The 24,126-nt window shown below is 34.6% G+C and carries 25 protein-coding genes; 18 read left to right on the top strand and 7 right to left on the bottom strand.

Translation table 11 applies throughout. The features are described 5' to 3' along the window. Positions 1 to 89: 89 nt before the first annotated feature. The 4 genes from CEY12_RS01590 to CEY12_RS01575 all read left to right on the top strand — a co-directional run bounded on the left by CEY12_RS01590 (position 90) and on the right by CEY12_RS01575 (position 3,322). Positions 90 to 725, top strand: coding sequence for a class I SAM-dependent methyltransferase (locus CEY12_RS01590; RefSeq protein ID WP_089026027.1), 636 nt, complete (start codon positions 90 to 92; stop codon positions 723 to 725). A 117-nt stretch (positions 726 to 842) separates the two neighbouring features. Beyond that, positions 843 to 1,871: an SDR family oxidoreductase gene (locus CEY12_RS01585; RefSeq protein WP_089026026.1), complete on the top strand. Its 1,029-nt coding sequence runs from the start codon at positions 843 to 845 to the stop codon at positions 1,869 to 1,871. A 6-nt stretch (positions 1,872 to 1,877) separates the two neighbouring features. After that, positions 1,878 to 2,534, top strand: coding sequence for an NAD-dependent epimerase/dehydratase family protein (locus CEY12_RS01580; RefSeq protein ID WP_089026025.1), 657 nt, complete (start codon positions 1,878 to 1,880; stop codon positions 2,532 to 2,534). Then, a complete protein-coding gene (locus CEY12_RS01575; protein WP_089026024.1) occupies positions 2,531 to 3,322 on the top strand; it encodes a helix-turn-helix domain-containing protein in 792 nt (263 codons plus the stop codon). Before CEY12_RS01580 ends, CEY12_RS01575 begins: the two co-directional genes overlap by 4 nt. A gap of 90 nt (positions 3,323 to 3,412) precedes the next feature. Here CEY12_RS01575 and CEY12_RS01570 read toward each other — a convergent pair whose 3' ends face one another. After that, on the bottom strand, positions 3,413 to 4,420 hold the full coding sequence (locus CEY12_RS01570; RefSeq protein WP_089026023.1) for a GlxA family transcriptional regulator: 1,008 nt from the start codon (positions 4,418 to 4,420) through the stop codon (positions 3,413 to 3,415). Positions 4,421 to 4,643: 223 nt separating this feature from the next. On the opposite strand from CEY12_RS01570, the gene CEY12_RS01565 reads away from it, so the two are divergent. The 3 genes from CEY12_RS01565 to CEY12_RS01555 all read left to right on the top strand — a co-directional run bounded on the left by CEY12_RS01565 (position 4,644) and on the right by CEY12_RS01555 (position 6,709). Further along, positions 4,644 to 5,570, top strand: coding sequence for an SRPBCC family protein (locus CEY12_RS01565; protein WP_089026022.1), 927 nt, complete (start codon positions 4,644 to 4,646; stop codon positions 5,568 to 5,570). A 149-nt stretch (positions 5,571 to 5,719) separates the two neighbouring features. After that, positions 5,720 to 6,250 carry a Crp/Fnr family transcriptional regulator gene (locus CEY12_RS01560; protein ID WP_089026021.1) on the top strand — a complete coding sequence of 177 codons (531 nt, stop codon included), beginning with the start codon at positions 5,720 to 5,722 and terminating at the stop codon, positions 6,248 to 6,250. 75 nt (positions 6,251 to 6,325) lie between these two features. Then, a complete protein-coding gene (locus tag CEY12_RS01555; RefSeq protein WP_089026020.1) occupies positions 6,326 to 6,709 on the top strand; it encodes a hypothetical protein in 384 nt (127 codons plus the stop codon). Between the two features lie 79 nt (positions 6,710 to 6,788). Here the strand turns inward: CEY12_RS01555 and CEY12_RS01550 are convergent, their stop codons facing one another. The 3 genes from CEY12_RS01550 to CEY12_RS01540 form a co-directional block, all read right to left on the bottom strand. Beyond that, complete coding sequence (locus CEY12_RS01550) at positions 6,789 to 7,265, bottom strand: hypothetical protein (RefSeq protein WP_089026019.1); 477 nt, start codon at positions 7,263 to 7,265, stop codon at positions 6,789 to 6,791. Further along, positions 7,258 to 7,722, bottom strand: coding sequence for a hypothetical protein (locus CEY12_RS01545; RefSeq protein WP_089026018.1), 465 nt, complete (start codon positions 7,720 to 7,722; stop codon positions 7,258 to 7,260). Before CEY12_RS01545 ends, CEY12_RS01550 begins: the two co-directional genes overlap by 8 nt. Positions 7,723 to 7,788: 66 nt before the next feature. Further along, entirely contained in the window at positions 7,789 to 8,325 is a 537-nt protein-coding gene (locus CEY12_RS01540) for a hypothetical protein (protein ID WP_089026017.1), read from the bottom strand. Positions 8,326 to 8,724: 399 nt separating this feature from the next. On the opposite strand from CEY12_RS01540, the gene CEY12_RS01535 reads away from it, so the two are divergent. From CEY12_RS01535 to CEY12_RS01520, 4 genes are all read left to right on the top strand, one after another. Next, on the top strand, positions 8,725 to 9,561 hold the full coding sequence (locus tag CEY12_RS01535) for an SDR family NAD(P)-dependent oxidoreductase (RefSeq protein ID WP_089026016.1): 837 nt from the start codon (positions 8,725 to 8,727) through the stop codon (positions 9,559 to 9,561). A 28-nt stretch (positions 9,562 to 9,589) separates the two neighbouring features. Beyond that, on the top strand, positions 9,590 to 10,390 hold the full coding sequence (locus tag CEY12_RS01530; protein ID WP_089026015.1) for a helix-turn-helix domain-containing protein: 801 nt from the start codon (positions 9,590 to 9,592) through the stop codon (positions 10,388 to 10,390). Positions 10,391 to 10,515: 125 nt separating this feature from the next. Further along, a complete protein-coding gene (locus CEY12_RS01525; RefSeq protein ID WP_089026014.1) occupies positions 10,516 to 11,379 on the top strand; it encodes an AraC family transcriptional regulator in 864 nt (287 codons plus the stop codon). 248 nt (positions 11,380 to 11,627) lie between these two features. Further along, positions 11,628 to 12,122 (top strand): hypothetical protein, encoded by a 495-nt coding sequence (locus CEY12_RS01520; protein ID WP_089026013.1) that lies wholly within the window; start codon positions 11,628 to 11,630, stop codon positions 12,120 to 12,122. Between the two features lie 62 nt (positions 12,123 to 12,184). Here the strand turns inward: CEY12_RS01520 and CEY12_RS01515 are convergent, their stop codons facing one another. Further along, entirely contained in the window at positions 12,185 to 13,456 is a 1,272-nt protein-coding gene (locus CEY12_RS01515; RefSeq protein ID WP_089026012.1) for an MFS transporter, read from the bottom strand. A 106-nt stretch (positions 13,457 to 13,562) separates the two neighbouring features. Next, positions 13,563 to 14,156, bottom strand: a complete 594-nt coding sequence (locus CEY12_RS01510; RefSeq protein WP_089026011.1) for a TetR/AcrR family transcriptional regulator — start codon at positions 14,154 to 14,156, stop codon at positions 13,563 to 13,565. Between the two features lie 211 nt (positions 14,157 to 14,367). On the opposite strand from CEY12_RS01510, the gene CEY12_RS01505 reads away from it, so the two are divergent. Beyond that, positions 14,368 to 15,492 (top strand): endonuclease/exonuclease/phosphatase family protein, encoded by a 1,125-nt coding sequence (locus CEY12_RS01505; protein ID WP_228409768.1) that lies wholly within the window; start codon positions 14,368 to 14,370, stop codon positions 15,490 to 15,492. A 125-nt stretch (positions 15,493 to 15,617) separates the two neighbouring features. Further along, complete coding sequence (locus CEY12_RS01500) at positions 15,618 to 16,703, top strand: sulfatase-like hydrolase/transferase (protein ID WP_089026009.1); 1,086 nt, start codon at positions 15,618 to 15,620, stop codon at positions 16,701 to 16,703. A gap of 119 nt (positions 16,704 to 16,822) precedes the next feature. Here CEY12_RS01500 and CEY12_RS01495 read toward each other — a convergent pair whose 3' ends face one another. After that, positions 16,823 to 17,380, bottom strand: a complete 558-nt coding sequence (locus CEY12_RS01495; protein WP_228409767.1) for an OmpH family outer membrane protein — start codon at positions 17,378 to 17,380, stop codon at positions 16,823 to 16,825. A 283-nt stretch (positions 17,381 to 17,663) separates the two neighbouring features. Between CEY12_RS01495 and CEY12_RS01490 the strand changes: the two genes are divergently transcribed. The 5 genes from CEY12_RS01490 (at position 17,664) to CEY12_RS01470 (ending at position 24,126) form a co-directional block, all read left to right on the top strand. Then, a complete protein-coding gene (locus CEY12_RS01490; RefSeq protein ID WP_089026007.1) occupies positions 17,664 to 20,678 on the top strand; it encodes an ATP-binding protein in 3,015 nt (1,004 codons plus the stop codon). After that, the gene (locus CEY12_RS01485) at positions 20,671 to 21,285 is read left to right on the top strand and encodes a response regulator transcription factor (protein ID WP_089026006.1); all 615 of its coding nucleotides are present in this window, start codon (positions 20,671 to 20,673) and stop codon (positions 21,283 to 21,285) included. The genes CEY12_RS01490 and CEY12_RS01485 overlap by 8 nt, the downstream gene beginning before the upstream one ends. A gap of 276 nt (positions 21,286 to 21,561) precedes the next feature. Further along, the gene (locus CEY12_RS01480; protein WP_089026005.1) at positions 21,562 to 22,491 is read left to right on the top strand and encodes a hypothetical protein; all 930 of its coding nucleotides are present in this window, start codon (positions 21,562 to 21,564) and stop codon (positions 22,489 to 22,491) included. Positions 22,492 to 22,831: 340 nt separating this feature from the next. Next, positions 22,832 to 23,281 (top strand): MarR family winged helix-turn-helix transcriptional regulator, encoded by a 450-nt coding sequence (locus CEY12_RS01475; protein ID WP_089026004.1) that lies wholly within the window; start codon positions 22,832 to 22,834, stop codon positions 23,279 to 23,281. A gap of 20 nt (positions 23,282 to 23,301) precedes the next feature. Next, a complete protein-coding gene (locus CEY12_RS01470) occupies positions 23,302 to 24,126 on the top strand; it encodes a universal stress protein (RefSeq protein WP_157676731.1) in 825 nt (274 codons plus the stop codon).

Raw genomic sequence — 24,126 nt, 5'->3', positions numbered from 1 at the left:
AAGGAATTTTTTCTAACTCAATGTATTTAAGTAAGTTTCTCACAGATTGGTAACAATTATTTAAATTAGTGTCACCAAAATCTAAAATCATGAAAATATTAAAACCTGTTGAAGCATTTGACAAAGCAGCAAAAATATACCAGGATAAGTTTATGGATGTGAGCTCATTTGGTGAAACTTTTAACCTATTCTGTGATCATATAACAGCTGATAATGCAGAAATTTTGGATATAGCCTGTGGTCCTGGAAATATTACAAAGTATGTATTAGACAGAAAGCCCGATTATAATATTCTGGGAATCGACCTCTCCTCAAAAATGCTTGAACTCGCGCAAATCAATAATCCTACAGCCCGTTTTGAACTGATGGATTGTCGTGTAATGAGTGAGATGACACAAAAATTTGATGGAATTATATGTGGATTTTGCCTTCCTTATTTAACAAAAGAAGAAGCTATAAAGCTTATTGCTGACTCATCCGCATTATTAAAACCGGAAGGTATGTTGTACCTAAGCACGATGGAGGATGATTACAGTAAATCGGGGCTGATCACGTCCAGTTTAGGGGATCAGGTCTATCTTTATTATCATCAGGAGGATTATTTAGCAAAAGCATTCCGGGAGAATAACTTTGAGGTCATCCATATAAACCGTTTTTATTCTACTGATAAGGATGGGGCGCCTGTTACTGATTTGGTACTGATCGGAAAACAGAATGAGTTATAAACAAAAGTCACTACGATGGTATGAACCTGAACTTTTAAACACATAAAACTTGGACTTTTAAACAAATTCAGCTTCTTTCTTTTCCCCGAAATTTGTTCCATTAAAACAAGTATAAAAATGGAAAATAAAGAAACAGTTTTGGTGACTGGCGGTTCAGGCTTTATAGCTTCTTACTGCATCCTTACCCTACTTAAAAATGGTTATAAAGTAAAAGCTACTCTGCGTTCATTGAAAAAATCTGAACTGGTAAAACAAATGTTGATGGAAGCTGGTTTCAACTCCTTTGAGAACCTGTCATTTGTTGAAGCTGATCTACAGGATGAAACTTCCTGGGAACGGGCTGCAGAAGGCTGTCAATATGTCATTCATGTAGCTTCACCTACCCCACATACAGATGCAACTACTGAAGATGATTTTGTAATTCCTGCTAAAAACGGGGTACTGTTTGTTTTAAGGGCTGCAAAAAAAGCGGGGGTAAAAAGAGTGGTTCTTACTTCTGCGTTTGGTGCTGTAGGATTTGGCACCGTAAAAACAACTCCATACACAGAAGAAGACTGGACAGTACTTAATAATACTGTGTTTCCTTATCAAAAATCAAAGACCATTTCAGAAAGAGCAGCGTGGGATTTTATAGAAAATGAAGGAAAAGGAATGGAATTATCAGTGGTAAATCCAACCGGGGTTTTAGGGCCTGTATTAGCAGATGATTTTTCACATTCTATTCAAAATATGAAACAAATGCTGAACGGAGATATGAAAGCCTGTCCTAAAATAATTTCAGGATATGTGGATGTCCGCGATGTGGCTGACCTTCACTTTAAAGCGATGATCATGCCTGAGGCAAACGGTCAGCGATTCATAGCTGTTGCCGGAGAAGGCCTTTCGCTTATCGATATAGCCAATGTCCTTAGAAGAAAACTGGGTGAAAAAGCATCTAAGGTACCTACTAAAGAGCTACCAAGCTGGCTGATTAAAGTAGTAGCGTTATTCAATCCAAAATTAAAATCTGTTGCCCCATATCTGGGGATGGTGAAAAGAGCAAGCAGTGAAAAAGCCATAAAAATGCTCGGATGGACGCCACGCTCTACTGAAGAAGCTATTTTGGCTACAGCCAATAGTTTGATTAAATTAGATATCGTAAAATAAACAAAGATGAAAATAATGGTTACCGGTGCCACAGGGCTAGTAGGTGAAGGCATTTTGCTCGTTTGCCTGGAAAACCCTATGGTTACAGAAGTGCTTATGATCAACAGAAAGCCATTTAGTCTTCAACATAAAAAATTAAAAGAACTGATCGTAGACGATTTTTCTAAGATTAAAAATTACAGTGATCATCTCAATCACTATGACGCCTGTTTCTTTTGTGCAGGAGCAAGTGCTGTTGGTGAAAACGAAGAATCATTTACCCGCAAAACATTCAATTTCGTTGTTCCGTTTGCAGAAGCATTATCCCGGATTAATCCGAAAATGACCTTTATATATGTTTCCGGTAACCGTACCGACAGTACAGAACAGGGCAAGGTAATGTGGGCACGGGTAAAAGGACGGACCGAAAATGCTTTGCTGAAATTGGATTTTAAAGCTGTTTATAATTTCAGACCTGGGTTTATGAAGCCGGTAAAAGGCCAGAAAAATGTCCGGGTTATTTACCGTGTTTTTGAAGTTTTATCACCTTTATGGTACCTTCTCTTCCCCAATTGGATCTGCACAATGCGGGAAGTAGGGTTAGCAATGATCAATTGTGTTCTCAAAGGCTATCAAACATCTGTCCTGGAAGTAAAGGACATCAAATTACAGGCAAAATCATGAAAATAACAGAAATTAAATCCTGTATCGTCGGTCCTGCAATCTCACAGGAACAATTCATCTCCGAACATTTCTTTTTGTTTCTGGTAAAAGGAAACATGAATGGCTATGATGGTAACAAACACTATGTTCTTAAACCTGGAGAAAGCTGTATTGTCCGTAAAAACAGATTGGCAAGATATAATAAAGTGAGAGATAATAATCAGTTTGAAAAAGTTATCTTTTTCTTTGATGAAGCATTTTTAAAAGACTTTCGAAAGAAGCACAGCATTACATTTTCAAATCACATTTCGGATGATACCTTTATTAAGCTTAAAAAAGATAAACTGATCAACAGTTTCCTTTTGTCACTAGAACCATACTACACAGGTTCCGGCGATATAAATACATCATTTTCAGATTTGAAAAGAGAAGAATTGCTTCTTATTCTCTTGCAGCTGCAACCCGAATTATCAGATGTATTATTTAATTTCGGTATTCCCGGACGTCTGGACCTCGAGGAATTTATGCAAAAAAACTATAAGTTTAATGTAAGCATGGAGCGGTTTGCCTTCCTTACCGGACGCAGCTTATCCTCTTTTAAAAGAGATTTTAAAACCATTTTCAATGAAACACCCAATCGTTGGCTCACCAAAAGACGCCTGCAGGAAGCCCGATTTCTTGTAGAACAAAAAAAACAAAGACCTTCAGATATTTATCTCGATTTAGGATTTGAGGATTTTTCTCATTTCTCTTTTGCATTTAAAAAAGAATTTGGAGTATCTGCGAGCAACTTGTTACATAACAATTGATGATATAAGATATTTTGCTTTTACCTATATTATTATGATTGACCACAGGATTTGCATACATAGTTAAAAAGTCCTGTTTTACAATAGAAATCAAACTTTATCATACAAACTATCGTGTAGATTTTTATTATACCTGTTTTTATAATGTACCGGTGATATTCCTGTTATTTTTTTAAACATTTCTCTGAAAGCTTTTGTATCAGAATACCCCACCTCATACATTACTTCACTTACCGTTTTACTGGTCGTTTCGAATGCTTTTTTTGCAGATTCGATCTTCACCCGTTGTAAATATTCAATAGGTGTATTGCCTGTTGCCTTTATAAAACGTCTGTCAAAATTTCTTCTTCCCACCGAACAAAACTTGGAAAGATCTTCTACAGATAGCTTCTCACAAAAATTATCTTCAATATATTTTTGTGCTTTTATGACAACATCATCCCCGTGAGATTTCTGTCCGGTAAATATAGTGAAAGCAGATTGTGTCTGCCTATCAATCTCTATCTGAAAAATCTTGGAACAATGAATTGCAGTTTCTCTGTCATAATACTTTTCAACCAGATATAACAGAAGGTTTAAAAATGAAAAGCCTCCTCCATTGGTGTAAATACCATCTTCGTCGGTAATGAGTTTTTCTGTTTTTAAATTGACATTCGGAAATAACGATCTAAAATTATCTGCAGAGCTCCAATGAATAGAACAGTTCTTTTTTTCAAGCAGCCCAGACGCTGCCAACATATATGCTCCTGTACACATACTGGCTACTTCAGCACCGCTGTCATATTGTTTCCTTAACCAGTCGATCAATAAAATATTCCCTTCCAAAGCAGTTTTAAACTCAGGTGTTAATGAAGGGATCAGGATCAGATCTGTCTTTTTTAAAGAAGAGATATTCACCTGCGGCTTCATGGACAACAAGCCATTGATAAATGTAGCTTCTGTTCCTACTCCCGCTGTTACAATGTTAAACAATGGTTCTTTTCCTATTCTTTTCCAATAATCATTGGCACCAGTAAATAACTGATAAGCACCTACTATACAGGAAATTGTACTATTAGCCGTTTGTACATCAGGTACTAAGATGGTAAGATGTTTCATACGATTTCTATTTTGAAAGGACTCATTACTTCATTAACTGATCCTGAAATGGCATTTCATTGTGTACCTCTCTTGTTCTTCACAAAGATAAACAATAATCGTGTCCATATCAACCCGTTACAAAGTCTACTTAACACCCCAAGAGATTCTGAACAGGTGAGTAACTTTGGGTATGAAAGTTTCTCATAAGAGATTAAATATTATTTATTTTAAAAAATAAGTTATGAAAAATCAAGATTTCACTACATCACTTATTGTAGATGCAAGCCCCCATAAAGTTTTTGAAGCCATTAATAATGTGCGTGGCTGGTGGTCTGAAAATATTGACGGGAGTACCAACAGTTTACATGATGAATTCCATTACCATTATCAGGATGTTCATAGGGCTCAATTTAGGATCATAGAAATGATCCCCGACAAAAAGGTAGTCTGGCATGTACTTGAAAATTATTTTAAGTTTACGGAAGATGAGACAGAGTGGAAAGATACAAAGGTGATCTTTGAATTAGCAGAAGATGGTGGTAAAACAGTTTTGAAATTTACGCATCAGGGCTTAACGTCAGAGTATGAATGTTTCCAGCTCTGTCACGATGCATGGACCCATTATATCCAGAGTAGCCTTAAAGATCTTATCATGACGGGTAAAGGGAGTCCTACACCGAAAGAAACCGGAAAAGACGATCTTCTACAATCTGACCCGATTTCAGAAAATCAACAGGAAGGTAAAAGTATTTGCCATAGATTACTTATCAAATCCCCTGTCGAGAAGGTTTTTGAGGCACTTACAACCCAAGACGGGCTCGCAGGTTGGTGGACACCAGATACGATTGCAAAACCGGAGATTGGAAGTATACTCAAATTTACATTTGAACCTGATTACACTAAAGAAATGAAAGTGATAGAGCTAACACCATACAGCAAGGTGCAGTGGCTTTGTATAAAAGCATATGAAGAATGGATAGGTACTTCTCTTACTTTTGAACTCGAACCTCATAGCAAAGGATCCATATTATTCTTTCGTCATAGTGGTTGGAAAGATTATACCTCAGAATTTGCATCATGCAGCTATGCCTGGGCTCTTTTTTTCAGAAGCTTAAAACGTCTCTGTGAAACTGGTACCGGTATCCCTTATCCTCTTTTTGACCAATAGTTTTACAATAGACTCAACTAATTTGCTGATCTCTTTCAAGATCTTACAAATATATCGTAGTATCAATAAGTATACATAGCTTTTTGACAATATTTCTATCGAAGAAACTTGTCTGATTTTCATAATTTAGCAAATAGTCTATTCTCTTTATGAAAAATCAGGAATTAAATCAATTAATCGAAATTCTCTTTAAGTCTGGAAAGGTAGAAAATTATAAACCTAAGACAGTCATTATTGAAGAAGGTGTTGTTTCAAAAAAATTTTATTATTTGAAAAAAGGAATTCTCAGGGGATGGACTAATTATGATGGTAAAGAAATAACTTTTCAATTTCTTTTTGAAGATCATATTTTTTGTTCCTCGGAAAGCTTTTTTTATAATCGACCAAGTTCTTATACTGTCGAAACAGTAGAAGCATGTACACTCCTCTCCATAGAGAAAACGGTAATAGACCAATTATCTGAAAATAATGAATTCTTAAATTTATTCAATAAGTACCTGATTGGCAGAGTAAATGACTATCAACGCTTGTTAATATCACAAATTCAGGACAAACCCGAAGTACGATACAAAAAATTGTTTGAAGAAAATCCTGAAATTATCCTTCGTATTCCGCAACATTTAGTAGCATCCTATTTAGGGATAACTCCGGTGAGCTTAAGCAGGATCAGGAATCGGTGAGGAATGCATTTCTTTACAATTGTTAACGACTCATCATCTAAATACCTTCTACTTTTGTTGAAAATAATATCAACAATGGAAAAATTAATAAGAGCGGTATTTACAGATGTCATTGAAAATAAAAATTATGACGAGGTACTAATTAACAAATACTTTAGCGAAGATTATCAGCAGAATGTAGATAATGTACTGTTGGATTTTAATGCTTTTAAAAAGCATATTCAGAAATTAAAGGAAAAGGTAAGTAAGCAAAATGTTGTATTAGAGAACATAGCAACAAATGAAACTTCCATATTTACCAAACATTATGTCACAAGCATTCTAAAAAATGGAGAAACGGTAAAACACAAAGTTTTTGCAGAATTCAAAATTAAAAATAATAAGGTGGTCAATTGCGATGAGCTAACCATCTTACTGGAAGGCGATAGTCGCGAAAAGAAATTAGGTTCAGAAATATAAGTAAATAAAAGGGAGAAATCTGTTGAATGATCTCTCCCTTTCCACTGACTATATCTGAAATGATTAAAAAAACTCAGAATTATTTTTTTAAAAATGCTTCAATTAAAGGAAGTACCTCTTGTTCATATTGTAGTCTTTTAGATTCTTTTGTTAAAAACGGACTTATTTGTGAAGCATTCCCATATGCATTACTTTTAGGAGAAATCGCATAAAAGAAACGCCCATTCAAACTTCTTGATACAATTGTTCCACTGCTAAATGAGATCTTATTAATTCTGTACCGATTAAAAATCAGTTGATAAATCTCACTATTACCCTTGTCCAACACCACTTTCATTTGAATATTATAAAAATAGTATCCAAGGGAAAGCAGGCTTAAACAAAGTCCAATAGAGGTCGGTAACTGCCAGAAGTCTGAAAATCTAAACCAAAGGAACAGTGCTAAAAACAAAAATAAAATACCGATTAAACAAAAAATTTTCACTCTTTGCAAATGATTGATATAGGGTTGTATAATCAGAGTAGATCCCTCTTGCCTGTAAATTGGTCTATCCATTTTCACTTCTATTATTAAAACCAAGTATTTTTTCAGTTTCAATCAGCAGTTCTTCCATAGGTTTAGGAGTCATAAGGCTCTGCCCTATCCTCAAAGCTTTGTTATCCACCCATATAAAAGCTCTTACATTGAGTACCAATACATAGATCTTACTGCTCATGCTCAGATCAGTGATATTGTTTAAGGAATAAACCTTGGTGGCAGAATACAATGTAGGTTTATAGGTAATGGTCTGGTTTCCAAGGTCGATTATCATTGTACTAAACATCCGCGCAAAATAAAATAAAGCTACAATGCTTAAAAAGATAAGATACAGTAATGAGAACATAGTTTGAGTACGGTACCATAAGACAAAACCAATAGCCAGAAAAAGCAGCCCGATGACAGCGTACATTTTCATTTGTGGAATGCGATGGTATTGATCTCCTTTTTGCGTGTAAAATTTATAGGTATTCATATGTATTAATCAACGTAAAAATTATTTGCTCTATTCAGCGGTGATTGGAGTTGCAGACTTTTCTTTCTAAAAAGGCATTTTCTTAACTTCAATCCCATTATTTTTAGCATAAATCTCCGCCAGCTTCCAAAGATTATCATATTTCTGACTAAAAATATCGTAGCTTTTATGATCAAGCTCAATTATAGCCGCCTCGATTTCTGCTTCCGGTGCTTTGTTATCGATCATTTTAGCAATCCTAAGATGGTCCGTTTTATAACTGGTCAAAACAAAGGCATATAGATCAAGCGCTGCATCGATCATGGGTTTTGTTTTTGGAGTGACCTGCAATTCTTTTATCTTCTGCACATTCCGTTCTGCTGTTGCAATAGAATTATTTTTAAGATACTTTTCGCAGGTATTAAAGTCAGCGGTGCTTGCTCCTCCTTTAATATATTTTAAATAGGTATTGAAGTACTGACCTCCAAATCGGGATATCATATTCGTATTAAGCGCAGCCCTATCAAAGTATTCCGAAGGTGTGTTTCGAGAAAATTCACATGCCGTGACGGTCAGCAATGTTCCCATCAGGATCACATTTTTGATGTTGTGGTGTATTCCCATTTTTTGTAAAGAATTTTATTGTTATTGATTGGTGTTTGCGAGTTTCCAAACCAGATGGTTCAAAGTTGAGATTAATAAAGGATACTGAAGGGTTTTCTGAGCTACAGAATATCTACAGGAATTAAAAACAATGTCTACAATATGTCTACATCCTCCATAAACAATCAATTGTGATAAGTAAACGATCTAACCACAGAGCTGATCAATCCTCGAAAATAAATCTTACAGGTAGTATTTATTTAAATAATTTATATTCAAAAACAAACCAGCTGTGTATACATTTATTATAGAATGATTAAACAAAACATGACTTTTACAACAAAGCAAGTATGACCAATAGAACAAAGTGATATGGAAGTAAAGCTTATAAATTTGCTATATCATTAAAAATAAAAAAACATGGAAAAAGTATGGTTTATAACCGGTAGTTCTAGTGGATTAGGACGAATACTAACAGAAGAAGTTCTTTTAAATGGCGGACTTGTTGCAGCTACTGCCAGAACCCCATCAAAACTGCATGATCTTGCTGCTATTTATAAAGAACGTATACTTGTACTGGAACTTGATATTACAAATCCGAATCAGATCCAGACAGCCGTATCGGATGCCATTTCAAGGTTTGGGCGTATTGATGTTCTCGTTAATAATGCCGGTTTTGGTGTAACCGGAGCAACGGAGGCTTTTACAACAGAACAGGTCCGCGATCAGTTTATGGCTAATTTGTTGGCTCCCGTTGAAATATGCAGGGCAGTATTGCCTTATATGAGAACGCAAAAATCCGGAAGGATCTTAAATCTTAGCTCAGTAGGTGGGCTTGTAGCCAGCATTGGTCTTTCAATTTACCAGAGTGCCAAATTTGGCTTAACCGGTTTTAGTGAAGCATTAGCAAAAGAAGCGATGCCACTCGGGATCAAAGTAACTTCAGTTGAACCAGGCGGAATGGGCACCAATTGGGCGGGACAGTCTATGTCGTTTGCTCCACACGTAGAAGGTTATGAAGAAACGGTGGATGCGCGTGTTGATTTCTTTAAAAGTGGAAAGTTTGTTCCAAAAAGTGATCCGAACAAAATCGCAAAAGTATTAATTGAACTGGCAGATCATCCTGAACCTCCTGTTCACCTGGTGCTGGGAAGTGATGCTGTAGGAATCCTTAAAAATGCAGAGCTTACCCGACAAGAAGAATACCAAAAGTGGATGCCTGTTACGTTATCTACTGATGCAGATAATGATAAATAATCAATATTTTTGAGGAGAGAAAAGTATTATGACAGATCACAAAAGAATTAATCAGATTACTTACGCCTGCTATTCCAGCAATCTAAGGGATGGTGAGCAATTTATCCCGGAACATGTCTTCAGCTATCAGATTTCGGGTAGATTGGTTTATAATGATGGTGAAAAGGAATATATTTTTAATCAGGGAAGTTTTAGACTCACCAGAAGAAATACGCTTATTAAGTTTAATAAAATCCCTCCTGAAAATGGTGAATATTCGAATATTTCAGTTTTTATGGATCAGAAGACACTGAAAAACCTGAGTATGGAATACGATTACAAGGCCACTAAAAGTCAATATAACGAACCTGTTTTTCATCTACCAGCCAATGATCTGCTTTCAGGTTATATCGAATCCTTAAAACCATATGACGAACTGGATAAACCCGGGAATGAAGTATTGAAAAATATCAAACTAAAGGAACTTATCGTGATCCTTCTGCAAACCCATCCTATTTTAAAAGATGTATTATTCGATTTTACAGAACCCGGAAAAATAGATCTGGAGTCATTCATGACTCAAAATTTCCGTTTTAATGTGTCTCTTGAAAGGTTTGCTTACCTCACAGGCAGGAGCCTTTCTACATTTCAACGTGATTTTGAAAAAATTTTTGCGCTAAGTCCCAGAAAATGGCTGCAACAAAAGAGACTTCAGGAAGCATATTATCTTATCAAGGAAAAAAACGCAAATCCTTCTGATATATATCTTGATGTTGGATTTCAGGATTTGTCTCATTTTTCGTTTGCTTTTAAGAAAATGTTTGGATTATCACCTTCCCGAATAGTGTAGAAGCATCCTACTATTACATTAATCAAAATTAATTTTTATGCTCTATATTTGATCATTATTTCCATCAGGGAAAAAATCTCCTGACGTCACAAATTGTATGGTATTGATGCTTAATAAATAGAATTATGTTAAATGACTATAAAAAGTATGAGCTGTTCGGCAAAACTTTGATACAAAAAGTGGCATTGACAGCACCTTTTAATTTTGATTTCCCTGTTACTGAGCAGGCCTGTTTTCTGTATGTTCTAAAAGGTGAATTCCAATATCAGATGGATCATGAAGAAATTAATATCCCCACCAATTATTCCCTGTTTCTGAATTGTATCAGCTCAGGAAAACAAATACATCATTCCGATACCAAAAGCAATTGTGAAATTGTAATTGTTACGTTCTATCCGGATATATTGAAAAAAATTTATGACCGGGAATTACCATTACTGTTCCACTCTCCTAAGAATATCATTTCCAATCAATCCAATAAAAAAATAAATAATGAATTTTTAATTCAGAAATATATAGAGGGGCTCTTATTTTATTTTGAAAATCCTTCTTTGGTTAATGAGGATATTCTGATTCTGAAACTAAAGGAAATTATAATCCTGTTGGCTCAAAACCAAAATGCAGAGACAATACAGGTTATATTATCACAGCTTTTTTCTCCGGTGACCTACACTTTTAAGCAGATCATTGAAGCTAACCTATTTTCACAATTAACTATTGAACAACTGGCAGAGCAGACTAATCTCAGCGTATCCTCTTTTAAAAGAGAATTTGCAAAATTATATAGTGATACTCCTGCCAACTATATCAGGAACAAGAAGCTCGAAAAAGCGGCTGAACTGCTTTTAGTTTCAGATCAGCGGATCACTGAAATTGCATTTGATTGCGGATTTAATGATCTGGCCAATTTTACCAAAAGCTTCGGTGAAAAATACAATCTTAGCCCAACAAGCTATCGCCAGGAAATAAAAAATAAACACCTGAAGTAACATTTCATTTTCTAGCGTATTAATTCTTACGGTCTTTCCTATAAAAAAGCATTCTTAAAGCTTAATTAAGAATGCTTTTTTTTGTGAACCAAAATGCCAAATAATTGAACGGAATCACAAAGTTTTCTTTTCATTTCTATTGCAATTTTGCATTGTTCCTCTCAGGAAATAAAATGAAAAAGGAAGTTGGTTCTTTACCATCTGTACTTTTTATATTAAAAGAATTTATAACATAAAAACATCATCAAATGGGACTTTCAAGTTTAGGGATTTTTCACACAGTTATTGGTATTGCAGCCCTGGTAGGCGCAATAGTATCATTTATTAAATATGGCAAGATCAATCTGGGTAACCTATCCGGAAAAATATATTTTTACGGAACCCTTGTCACTTCACTCACTGCATTGGGTATATCGAAACATGGAGGCTTTAATCCAGGACATGTCTTTTCCATCTTTATCATCATTTTGATATGCGTGGCTTATTTTCTCTTTTCAAAAAAACAAAACAGCAAAAGAGCACGGTATTTTGAAAACTTTTCGTTGTCTTTTAGTTTCTTTTTATCCCTGGTGCCAACAGTTAATGAAACATTTACACGTGTTCCACTGGGACATCCTTTAGCCAAGGACATCAGTGATCCGCTGATAGGCAAAACGCTTCTGCTTCTTTTTATCCTTTTTATAATCGGTTCTGTTTACCAATTTATCATCCAGAAAAAAGCGAATAAACAAATCTTACTTTAAATTTTTCAATCTTTCCTTGACAAAAAAATGTTCGGAAATCCGAACATTTTTTTATTTTTAATTTATTCTGCCAAAGGAATTGGTTCTTCTATAGGATCTTTTTCAATACTTCCTTTCTTTTTTGCCAGATTGTTAACCCTCCACATTAAGAATATACTTAAGAAAGAAATACCAACAATAACATAGCCTACTATATTATAATGTTCCAAAGGAGCTCCTTTACTTTTTTGGGTAACAATGACACCTGCAACAGCTGCAGCTACTCCACCTGCTATCTGTTGTAATGAAGAGTTGATACTCATAAAAGCTCCCCTATCCTGTAAATCAGGTATTGCACTCGTTAAAGCAGAGGAAGGAATCATCCTGCTCATAATCCCGATCATCATTAAAACATTAAATATCATCACCAACCATAATGGTGTTACCGATAGATTAGTATAAAGTACACACATCACTGTCATCCACAAAGAAGCAATCGCAAATATTTTAAACTTATCGATCTTATCACTTAATTTCCCGATTAACGGCATAATCACCAGTGCACTTACCCCAGAAACCATGAACAACATGGGAAGCTCTTCATTGGTAAGACCAAGGTTATTAATAGCAAAGGCACTTCCAAAAGGCATCATCATAAAACCTCCAATAGAAAGTAAAGCTGTAGCAGTAAAACCTACCCTATAATTCCCTTTTGAAATTGTATGCCATAAATGTTGAAAAGCAGATTTATCTCTTTGTGCAGAGAGATGTTCAGTAACCGGTTTTAATTTTATAAAAATTAAAGCAGCAATAATAATACTTAAAATAGCTACCATCCAGAAAGGGGCTTCCCAACCCCATGCATTAGCAAGATAAAGTCCGATGGGTACACCTAAAACCTGGCTTCCACCAAACCCCATCTGAATAAACCCCATTACTCTACCCCTTTGCTGAAGCACAAATAAGTCGGTAATGATCGCCATAGAGATAGAACCGATTACTCCACCAAAAAGTCCGGTAATAATTCTGGCAGCAACCAATGCCTGATAAGATTGTGCAAGTCCGCAAAAAATAGTTCCTGCAATAAATCCAATGTAAAAGAAAAGTAAAAGTTTCTTCCTGTCAAATCGGTCCGCAAAACCGGCAGTAAGCAAGCCTGAGATACCGGCACTAAAAGCATAAGCCGAAACGGCAAAGCCAAAGGCCGAAGGTTTTAGACTAAGTGATTTCATCAGCATATCGCCAAGAGGAGACATGACCATAAAATCCAATATTACCGTAAACTGGGTAATCGCTAAAATAAATATGACAAACTTTTGATAGCCCGAAAAGGGCAAAGATTGTTGTGTTTCCATAATTTTTTAAAAGTCAGTTGAGCATACAGGAATCGTTATTTTAAATAAAAAAATCCCTGTATTGATTAGTTTTTGTTGTAGTTAATAAAATGTAGTTGAAATTTCACTATCCTTTTTTTAATGCTTTCACGACGAGATCAAATGTCTTCCATAAAATTTCATCCGTCATTTTAAAGGCTTTTCCTCCCAGGCTTTTTCCTTCATTATGGAAACGTGCTAAAGCATACATAGGTGAAAAAGCAACCGACCAGTATACCTCAAATGGCATGTGGTCTAATTCACCTCTTTTAACTGCATTGTCCCAAAACTTGCCTAAAACCTCTTTAAACCGTTGTAAAAAAATATGTAGAAATTCCTCCTGATAACTCGAATTTCTCAATTGCTCAAAGAAAAAATGCCTGTCTGGATAAGTCGTCATGTAGCCATATCGGTTTTTCCACTGAACCCTCAACCCTTCTTCAAAACCAGCTTCAGGATCAAAATCTTTAAGAATATTATCAGACATCCTTTGCCCCTCTTCTCTGGCAATGGTTAAAATTAAATCATCTCTGTCTTTATAATAGAGATAAGGAGTTGCAACAGAGATTTTACAGGCTTTAGCCAATTTATTCATGCTGAATCCCTCCAATCCATCCTTGATGATCATTTTAATCGCTTCGGTCTTAATCAGTTCTTTTTTGTCACCTTCTTTTAAACGCATTAGTAAAGTTCTAAAATTTCAAGATGTAAAATTAATGAATATTTATTAATTAATAAAAATTATTTTCCGAAATCATTACAAAGCCATTATTTGTAAACCCCAGTTACCTAGAAATAATTAATAATCAATTAGTCATTTCTTCGTGAATAAAAAATTATTTACTTTAGTTAAATAATATCATCAAAATCAGAAGCTATTAAAACACATTGACATGAAGACCATAAAAATTTTATTGATGTATTCTTTATTGAGTATAGTCGCCTGCTCACAGGAAGAATCAGGAGTGTTAAACTCAAGTAAAGCTATTAATAAAGTTGAAGGCAGATCAGTAAAAACCCTTAAACTTTTTCAGCTTAATATATGGCAGGAAGGCACTTCTGTAGGAGGTGGCTATGACGCTATCGTTAAGGAAATTATCCGTTCTGATGCTGATTTTATATTCCTAAGTGAAGTCAGAAATTACAATAATGTTGATTTCACAAATAAAATCATTCAATCTCTCCAGGCTAAAGGCCATACCTACTATTCTTTCCGTTCAGATGATTCCGGGATATTATCCAGATACCCGATCATTGAAAATGCATCTGTTTATCCGGTTAGCAGTGATCATGGCTCAATTTATAAGCTCGTTACACAGATTAATGGACAGCGTATTGCGGCATATACAGGACATCTGGATTATACCAATTATGCATGTTATCTGCCCCGTGGCTACAGTGGACTGAATTGGTCAAAACTACCCAATGGCCCTGAAACTGACATTTCGAAGGTCTCTCAAATGAATTTGGCCTCATACAGGGATGAAGCCATAACCGCATTTATTGATGATGCAAATACAGAAAAAAATAAAGGTGCGATCATATTTCTGGGTGGGGATTTTAATGAACCTTCCATGTTCGATTGGACCGCCAGCACTGCCAATCTGTATGATCATAATGGGGTAATATACAACTGGGATACCACAAAACTACTGAATGATGCAGGCTTTAAAGATTCGTACCGGGTGATGTACCCTTCTGCTGTTACCCATCCCGGTTTTACATTTCCATCGGATAATCCTGCCAAATCTCCCAATCAGTTATCGTGGACTCCTGAGGCAGATGAAAGAGAACGGATTGACTACATCTTCTTTACACCGTCTCCAAATCTTACGTTAAAAAGCTCAAGTATTGTTGGTTACAATAAATCCATCGTAAAAAATATCCGAACCACAGAAAATACCCAGGACCCATTTATACCCCCAGTTGATATCTGGCCTTCGGATCATAAAGGATTACTTTCTACCTTTGAAATGGTGAGCCCATCCCATATTTTGAAGCAAAAAAATAAAAACTGATCCGGGAAAGCTATATTCAATCATCTCTTTTATTAATGGGTGGTTAACAAAGAATTAATAAGAGCTTCACGGATTTTTTTTAGAACATGGTTTAGTTTTGCCTAACAATAAACGACGATGTTCTTATGAAAACTCAATTTTTTCTGATCCTGTTCATGATGGTCCAATTGTTTGGTGCACAAACAAAAAAAACAAAAAATATAGTATTGATTTCCATTGATGGCTACCGATGGCATGAAATGTTTAAAGGTGCAGACCCCACCCTTTTACAAAATAAAAAATACCGTCAGCAGGATTCTGCCTATGTGTACAAAAAATTCTGGGCTGAAACAGAAAGTGAGCTCAGAAAAAAATTAATGCCTTTTTTATGGAACGTCATTTCCAAACAGGGACAGTTATACGGAAATCGGGACTTAGGAAGCCTGGTGAATGTAAAGAATAAATATTGGTTCTCCTTTCCCGGAAGAAGTGAAACGGTAACCGGCTATTGTGATGATAAAATCAATTCAAATTCTTATCCCAATAATCCAAATGAAAATGTACTGGAGTTTTTAAATAAACAGAAAGGATATGAGGACAAAGTCGCTACAATTGCCAGCTGGGATGCCGTATCAAAAATTGTTAACCGCGATAGGAATCATATGCTGGTCATCAATCCGTTTGAAAAGGCAACGGGTAAAAATCTGACCGAGTCCCAAAAGCTGGCTAATGAAATACAAAACTATATTCCTAATGACTTTGGTCAATCTGCACGCTGGGATGTGGGCACGTACGCTATTGCTAAAACATATATTGCCGCAAATCATCCCAAAGTAACTTATATCGATTTTGCTGACACTGATGATCTCGCTCATGCCGGAAAATACGATAGCTACCTGGATGCTGCCCATTATATGGATTCCATGATTGGAAATCTTTGGACAGCAATGCAGGAAGATCCGTTTTATAAAGACAATACCACTTTTATTATCTGTCCTGACCATGGAAGAGGCTTAGGAAGTCAGTGGACAAGTCATGGAACTTCTGTGGAGCATTCAAGTGAAACATGGTTAGTCGCAATAGGGCCCGACACCCCTCCATCAGGAGAAATGAAAAACACATCACAGATCTATCAGGATCAGATTGCTCAAACCATAGCCACTTTACTAGGGTTTACCTTTAAAGCTAACCACCCTGTTGGAGAACCTGTAAAATCTGTCTTCGGAAAATAAATACCAATTCAAATAATATTAAAGCCCTGATCATTAAAGATCAGGGCTTTATTTTTTGTCAGCAAAGAAAAACTTGTTTAAAGATTTACAAGACGATAATGCTATAAAATTTATATTAATTATCTTTTCTTTTTAGATGGCTTTTCTATTTTTTCCGGTTCAGGAGTTCTGTTCAAGAGAATATCCAGGACCTTTTCTGTATAATCGTATTTTTTCTCAAGGTAAATAACATTGTTATCTGTTTTATCAATAACTGTTGCCAACCCATTTTTTTCAGAAACTGTCTCAACTGCTTTACGTATCTGATCTTCAAAAGGAACAGCCAGATTTTTTCTCAGTTGGGCAACTTCCCCAGTGAGACCGAACCTTAAACTTGTCGTGGTCTTAACGTTCTTATCCAAATCAGCGACTTCTTTTTCTCTCTGTTTTAATTGCTCCCCCACTAATAATACTCTTTCATTATCCAATGCTGATTTTTTCTTTTCATATTCGGATTGTATGCCCTGAAGTTCAGTCTTCCAGGTATCGATCTGTGCCTCAAGTCTTGCCTCTGCCTCTTTATACTGGGGCATTTTACTCAATACGGCCTTGGAGTCTACAACACCAAACTTTTGAGCATTGCTAAAACTAAATAGCAAGAATAATATCAGGGTAACAGGAAATTTCAAATTTTTCATAGGACCAGCCATTAAATTTTATATCGATCTTTTAATTTATTTAAACTAAAATTTTTGATTGAAACAATTTTTATTCTCAAAAAGCAAACTTAGTAAAAAAACAATTAAAGATGATATAACCTAACGTAAACTTAGTAACTGTATTGCATCAACAAGTAAATGTGTTGAGTAAAAAAACAGTAATAAATTAAATTGTAAAAATAATACTATACTTTGATGAGTTAATTTTATTTATTATCATTTATTCCGTTATACCTTTGTTTCATTCGTAAAATAATTAGATTTGAATAAAAATATACTATTAATTTTCATATTTATTTTTTTCAACGTCAGTAGCCAGAAATATAATATAGAACTGTATAACACTGATAACGGACTTCCACAAAATAGTGTAAAGGATATTATAAAAGATAAATATGGATTTATATGGCTTACAACAGAAAACGGAATTGTACGATATGATGGGTCTCAATTTTTGGTGTACAAAAGTTTTCCACTGAACAGTCAGCGTTTTACCTATTTCTATGGGCATACTGAAAAAGACAGTATTTTCACTCCCGGAGATTATGGAAGAATCATCCTGCTTCATAAAAAAATTCCTAAAGTTACAAGCTCTGCAAAAAGGTTTCCAACTTTGGTATCTAAGGATCACATCAATTATCTTTTGTATTGTTCTAATTATAGTTATACCAACTATTCAGGTATCAACTTTTATATGAATTTTAAAGAAGGAAAATATTACATCCGCAAAAACACACTTACATTTAGCAATACTCATTCACAGACTGAAGAAACTCTTAAAATCAAAGCCATTTACAAAAATGTCCCTAGGGTTTTCACCATCAATGAAATGCTATTTTATATCAACTTTACTACAAAAAAAGTAGAAAGAATAGAGAAAGGAAAAATTGTAAATTCTTATGAGGTTCCTTTACTAACTGATATTAATAGTAAAATTTTATGGAGCAGAATCAATAATCAGGTTTTTATTCTGAATAAGAATATCTTTTATATGTGCACTTATGAAAAGGAGCACTTCCGTATATCCAAAATAGTTCAAATAAATCAAATAAAAAATGACAACCTAATCAGTATATATTATGATAAGTTGTACAAAAAACTTTACCTTGGAAGTAGTACAGAGGGACTTCAGATTATAAGCCTCGCTAATTTTATTACTGTAAAAGGACCTTTGCCAAAGTTGGAATCTGTTTTCTACGCGACCCTGCCCTACGATAGCTCTTCAGTCATTAATCCTTATGGAGAAATATACACCCGTAATGGAATGATAAGCACTAAAAATTTTAAAAACACGGTTCCTTTTTTTATGGCTTATGATCATTATAGAAATATCATGGTAAGAAAAGATGATGATTTAAAAACCTACCAAAAAACAACTTCCTATAGCAGCTATACTTATGTAAAAAACTTTTTCTTAAAGGACTTTTTTTTTGATGAAACAAGATATTATTCACTTGTTGCACAGCGAAAAAACAATGGTACTCCCGAATTCGGCGGAACATTTGATATCTATAAGGACAAGTCTTTTAAATCACTGAAAAAGAGATTTTTATTTAATGACGAACCTACAAAATTTATGCAGCTGGATCAGGATCATATTTTAGTAGGTACGATAAAAGGATTATATAATGTACAAATTGAAATAAATAAGATACACAATATAACCGCTGACAAAGAATTATCGATCCGTAATATCATAAGATCAAAAGATGGTAACATATGGATTACTACATTAGGAAAAGGATTTTATTTAATGAGAAATAACCGTCTTATTAAAATGCCTTTCGATGCTAGTGGCAATATTTCTTCATCCCACACTATTTTAGAGGATATGAGAGGTTTTTTTTGGATCCCTACTAATAATGGATTGTACAGGGTTTTGGAGAGCCAGTTGTTGAAATATGTTCAAAATAAAGACTCTAAAGTTAATTATTATAGATTTTCAAAAGACTCCGGTTTTAATACCAATGAATTTAATGGAGGTAGTAATATTTGTGGAAATCAACTGGACAATGGAGATTTCGTTATCCCATCATTGAATGGTCTTGTTTTTTTTGATCCACTAAAAATTCCAAGTTATTATCCTGAAAATATATACATCGAAAGGGCTCTGATAGATCATAAGGAAAAATACTTTAAAAATGAGCTGCATCTTGAACAAAAATCCAGCAGGATAGATCTATTCATTGATATACCCTATTATGCAAATCCAGACAACATTACTGTACAGGCAAAAATAATGGGGCTGCAAAATGCAAAATGGGAATCAATCGGGAAAGACAGAAAATTCTCCATTTCCAATCTAGGATACGGGAACTATTCCTTTATTGTCAAAATGCTTGTCTCTGATAATGGAAAGTATATTTATAAAAAGATCAATCTGATCATCCAACCCTATTTTTACCAGACCATATGGTTTAAGATACTCACAATATCATTGTTACTGTTTCTACTATACCTTCTGGTAAAATGGAGGATCAATTTTTTACAAAAGAAAAACCTAGAGCTGGAAGAAATCATTAATATTCGTACCCAAAAACTTTCTTCCACTGTGGAAAAACTGGAAACAACAAAAATACAGCTTCATAAGGAAATCGAACAACAAAAAAAACTTATTGGTACGATTACCCACGATATCACCACTCCTGTAAAATTTATTGCATTAACCGCAAAAGAAGTATTGGAAAATAAAGAATTTAATCAGCAACGCTCTGAAAAGGTTCTTGCTTCCATTTATAAATCTTCAGATCAGCTGTATAATTTTACAGCAACCTTAAAAGAATATGCAGATATATATAGCCACCACAGATCGGATAAAACAGAAGTCTATTCTTTATGTGTGCTCATAGAAGAAAAAAAAGTGCTTTTCAATGCCATAGCTGAAAGCAACAATACCTCCATCATCAATAACATAGATGAAGAAATACACACACAGATCAGTAAAAATATTGTGGCTGCCATTATTCACAATCTACTGGACAACTCAGTAAAATACACTAAAAATGGTACAATAGTACTGGAGGCCCATTTAGAAAATGAAAATATTATTATAATGATCAGTGATACGGGCGTTGGTATGGATCCTCAAAAAATAGAATACTATACAAGATTACAGGATAACATTGAAAATGAAAAATTACTGCTCCAAAAATATGGAATGGGGTTGCATCTGGTGTTACAATTATTACAAATGATAGAAAGTAAAATGATCTTCAAAAGAAATGATACAGGTGGAACTACCTGCCAATTGATTTTAAAAAATAAAATAAATGATTAGACACATTCTTATAGCTGACGATCATGATGTAGTTCTTACCGGAACAAGTCTGATACTGGAATCCCGAATTCCGGATATTTCTATTGATCTGGCGGAAGATTATCCAGAAGCCCTGGACAAGCTCTCCAGACAAAAATACGACCTGATCATCCTGGATATTAATATGCCTGAATCTAAAAATAAAAAAATGATTTCTGAGATTAAAGAGCTTGATCCGGAGATCAAAATACTTATATTTTCTGCTTATGAAGAGGAAATAGCTGTACAATATATTAAAGAAGGAGCTAATGGATATCTGAGTAAACTGAGTAAAGTGGATGAAATTTCAGAGGCAGTAAACAGGATATTCAGGGAAGGTTATTATTATCCATCAAGTATTGTCAACCAATTATTACAAAGCTCTCCCTTAGATTCCATAAAACAACTTTCAAAGAGAGAATATGAAATTTTTATTTTAATGGTAAAGGGATATGGGAATCTAGAAATTTCAAATGAAATGAATATCCAAATGAGCACTATTAGCACCTATAAAAAAAGAATCCACAACAAATTGAAAACGAATAATCTTGCCGATCTTATTAAGCTTTATCAAACTTATATTTCCTGAAATCAGACTTTCTAATAAGTTGCATAATCTGTTCTTACTGACCGATAATTCCCGCGTAAGATAATCTCTTACAAAAAGCTGATAACCGTATTTTACACAGAATCATGTAGAAAATTTTCTACATGATTCTTTATTTCATTCTACATATTCCAAAGGGGACTTGTGAAGGTATTCCTATAATTTTACACCAATAAATGATTTATAATATAAGTCTATTTTTCCTTCCCTTTAATAAAGGTTTTTTAAAATGTCACAACTTATTAAAACATATAATACATGCAAAGAAATTTTACAACACTATTGCAAACATTAGGACTATTTGTTTCGACAATTACTTTTGCGCAAACTGGAAATGTTGGTATCAATACAACTAATCCCGGCAGTACTCTAACTGTCAATGGCTCGTTTGCAGCAACATACAGATCAGTCACAACAAATGGAAATGTAGCTCCTACTGATTATTATCTCGCTTATAATGGCAATACGAGCGGAACTCTAATTTTACCCGCCGCTATCAGTGGTTCTGGTAACTTTATGGGAAGAACCTATCATTTCAAAAATACAGGAACCGCTGCACTGTCCATAGCTGCTAATGGAACTGAATTAATTGACAATCAAACCGGCGCTGGTGTACCCACTATTAATGTTCCTCCAGGTTATTATGCGTTTTTTATAAGCAAAGGAACCATGTCAGGAATTACATGGGAGCTTATTCTGCTTTCAAGTTCGGACAGTATACCGGCGGCGGCCACAACATATCCTTTTTCAACAATAAGCACCACAACCAGACAGAGCCTTACTGCCAGTACAGGACCTTATATCAGAAAAGAAATCAATTATCCTCAGGGAACGGTAATTAATACCGGCAATGTATTGGATATTGGCAATGGTAGATTTACTGCCCCTTCAGACGGATACTATATGTTTTATGGTTCCACTCAGTTTGACAATGGTAATATCCCAGGTACTCCAAATTTTGACTTTGTAGTATTATATCTTATGAAAAATTATGCAGTGAGCCCAGATAATATATTGGTTCAATCCTTTCAGCCTAACCCAGGTACATTAACAGGAAGAAATGTTTCATGCATTACTTACCTCAATAAGAATGAAACAGTAAGTATGGCAGCAGCAGCAGGAGTAACTGGCAGTGGAATCTACCAGGTTGTTGTCAGTTCTTTATACGGTTACAAAATCGCTAATTAATTTTCTGTTATAATGGTTTTATAGATTCTAATAACACAATTGAAACTCAAACATGTAGAAATCCCTCTTTTTACAATGTTTTATCAAGTTGACTGTCTACTTTTTAGACAGTCAATTTTAATTAATACCATTTAAAGAAATAGATAAATCCTCATAAAATTTCACACAACATTTCTTCTTCACTTTATCATGGAGACTTCAAATAAAATACTGTATAATTTTACATATTATTAGTTTTAATTCAAACTAATATTCACTATATTTGTTAGGCAATCAAAGTTAGAGATTTTAAATATACACTCACTTTTGATCTCACAAATATCACGTTAATGAGTAAAGTATGTTGGCAACACAAAATAATATATCAGAATTAGCCTTAGAATTAGGTTTGGCGATGACTGAAATGAAAAGTCGTTTGCGACAGAAAATTCAGACAAAAATTAATGAGTACGATCCTGATCTTTCTTTTGAGCTCATAGAGATCCTTGGACTTCTGTCTAGGAATGACGGAATCAACCAACAGGAAATAAGCAATAAGGTAAGTAAAGACAAATCAAGTGTGACCTATTTGATCAACAACCTCGAAAAAAGAGGATTAGTAAAAAGAATAGAATACACTAACGACCGGAGAAACAGACAGGTCTTCCTTACCATAAAAGGAAAAGAAATTGTAGAAATTGTATACCCCTGGGTATTGGAACTATATGAGAAAGCAGCTTATTCCATTAGTGAAATTGAAATACAGAAAGCACTTCTCCTTGTAAAAAAAATGACCGCAAATCTTGAATAACAGCGTTTAAATATATGAATATGAGAACAATACTTGTACCTGTTGACTTTACATCAACTACTGAAAATGCAGTAAAACTTTCTGCAGAATGGGCAACACAATATCAATATACCCATATTATTCTTTTAAAGGCCTCTCAGGAATTCGAATTTGATTATCTGCCTAATGAAGAAAATGTAAACAGCCATATTAAAAGGACAGAATTACTTTTTAGCAGGTTAACAGGGATTATCGCAGAAAAATCACCGGATGTAACGGTTTTAAAAGCATCGACGCAATGGACTCTGACAAGAAGCATCAATGATCTGATAAAAGATCAGCCTTCAGTAGAACTGATTATTCTTGGAAGTGATGATCAGGCATCTTCCGCCAATAGTTTTGTTTCAGAAAATATCATAAGTATTGCCAGAACAAGCCCTGTTAAAGCATTAATTGTTCCTAATGGCTACACCTATACTACGGTAAAAAATATCCTGATTCCGTGTGATGTAAATACAATAACAAAATTAGACAGGCTGTTTCATCATAAATCTATTATTGAACAAATGGATGTTCGGCTTATGTTTTTAAACATTCACAAAAGAAACGGATCAGATGATAATGAAGATAAAAATAAGGAACTGGAAGCATACATCCGACAATATTTAACAACAATACCAAGCACAATTCATAATTATTACGATGAAAATATTATCAGGGGAATCCTGACTTTCGCATCATCCAACAAAACGGATCTCATCATAGCCTTACCTGGGAAGCATAGTTTCCTTTATTATCTTGCAGGTAAAAGTATCTCTGAGGGAATCTATCAAAATGTCAACCAACCTGTTTTGATATTAAAATAG

The sequence above is a fragment of the Chryseobacterium sp. T16E-39 genome, assembly GCF_002216065.1.
GTDB lineage: Bacteria > Bacteroidota > Bacteroidia > Flavobacteriales > Weeksellaceae > Chryseobacterium.
The sequence above is the reverse complement of the archived record's forward strand: the minus strand, read 5'-3'. Positions and strand labels throughout refer to the sequence as shown.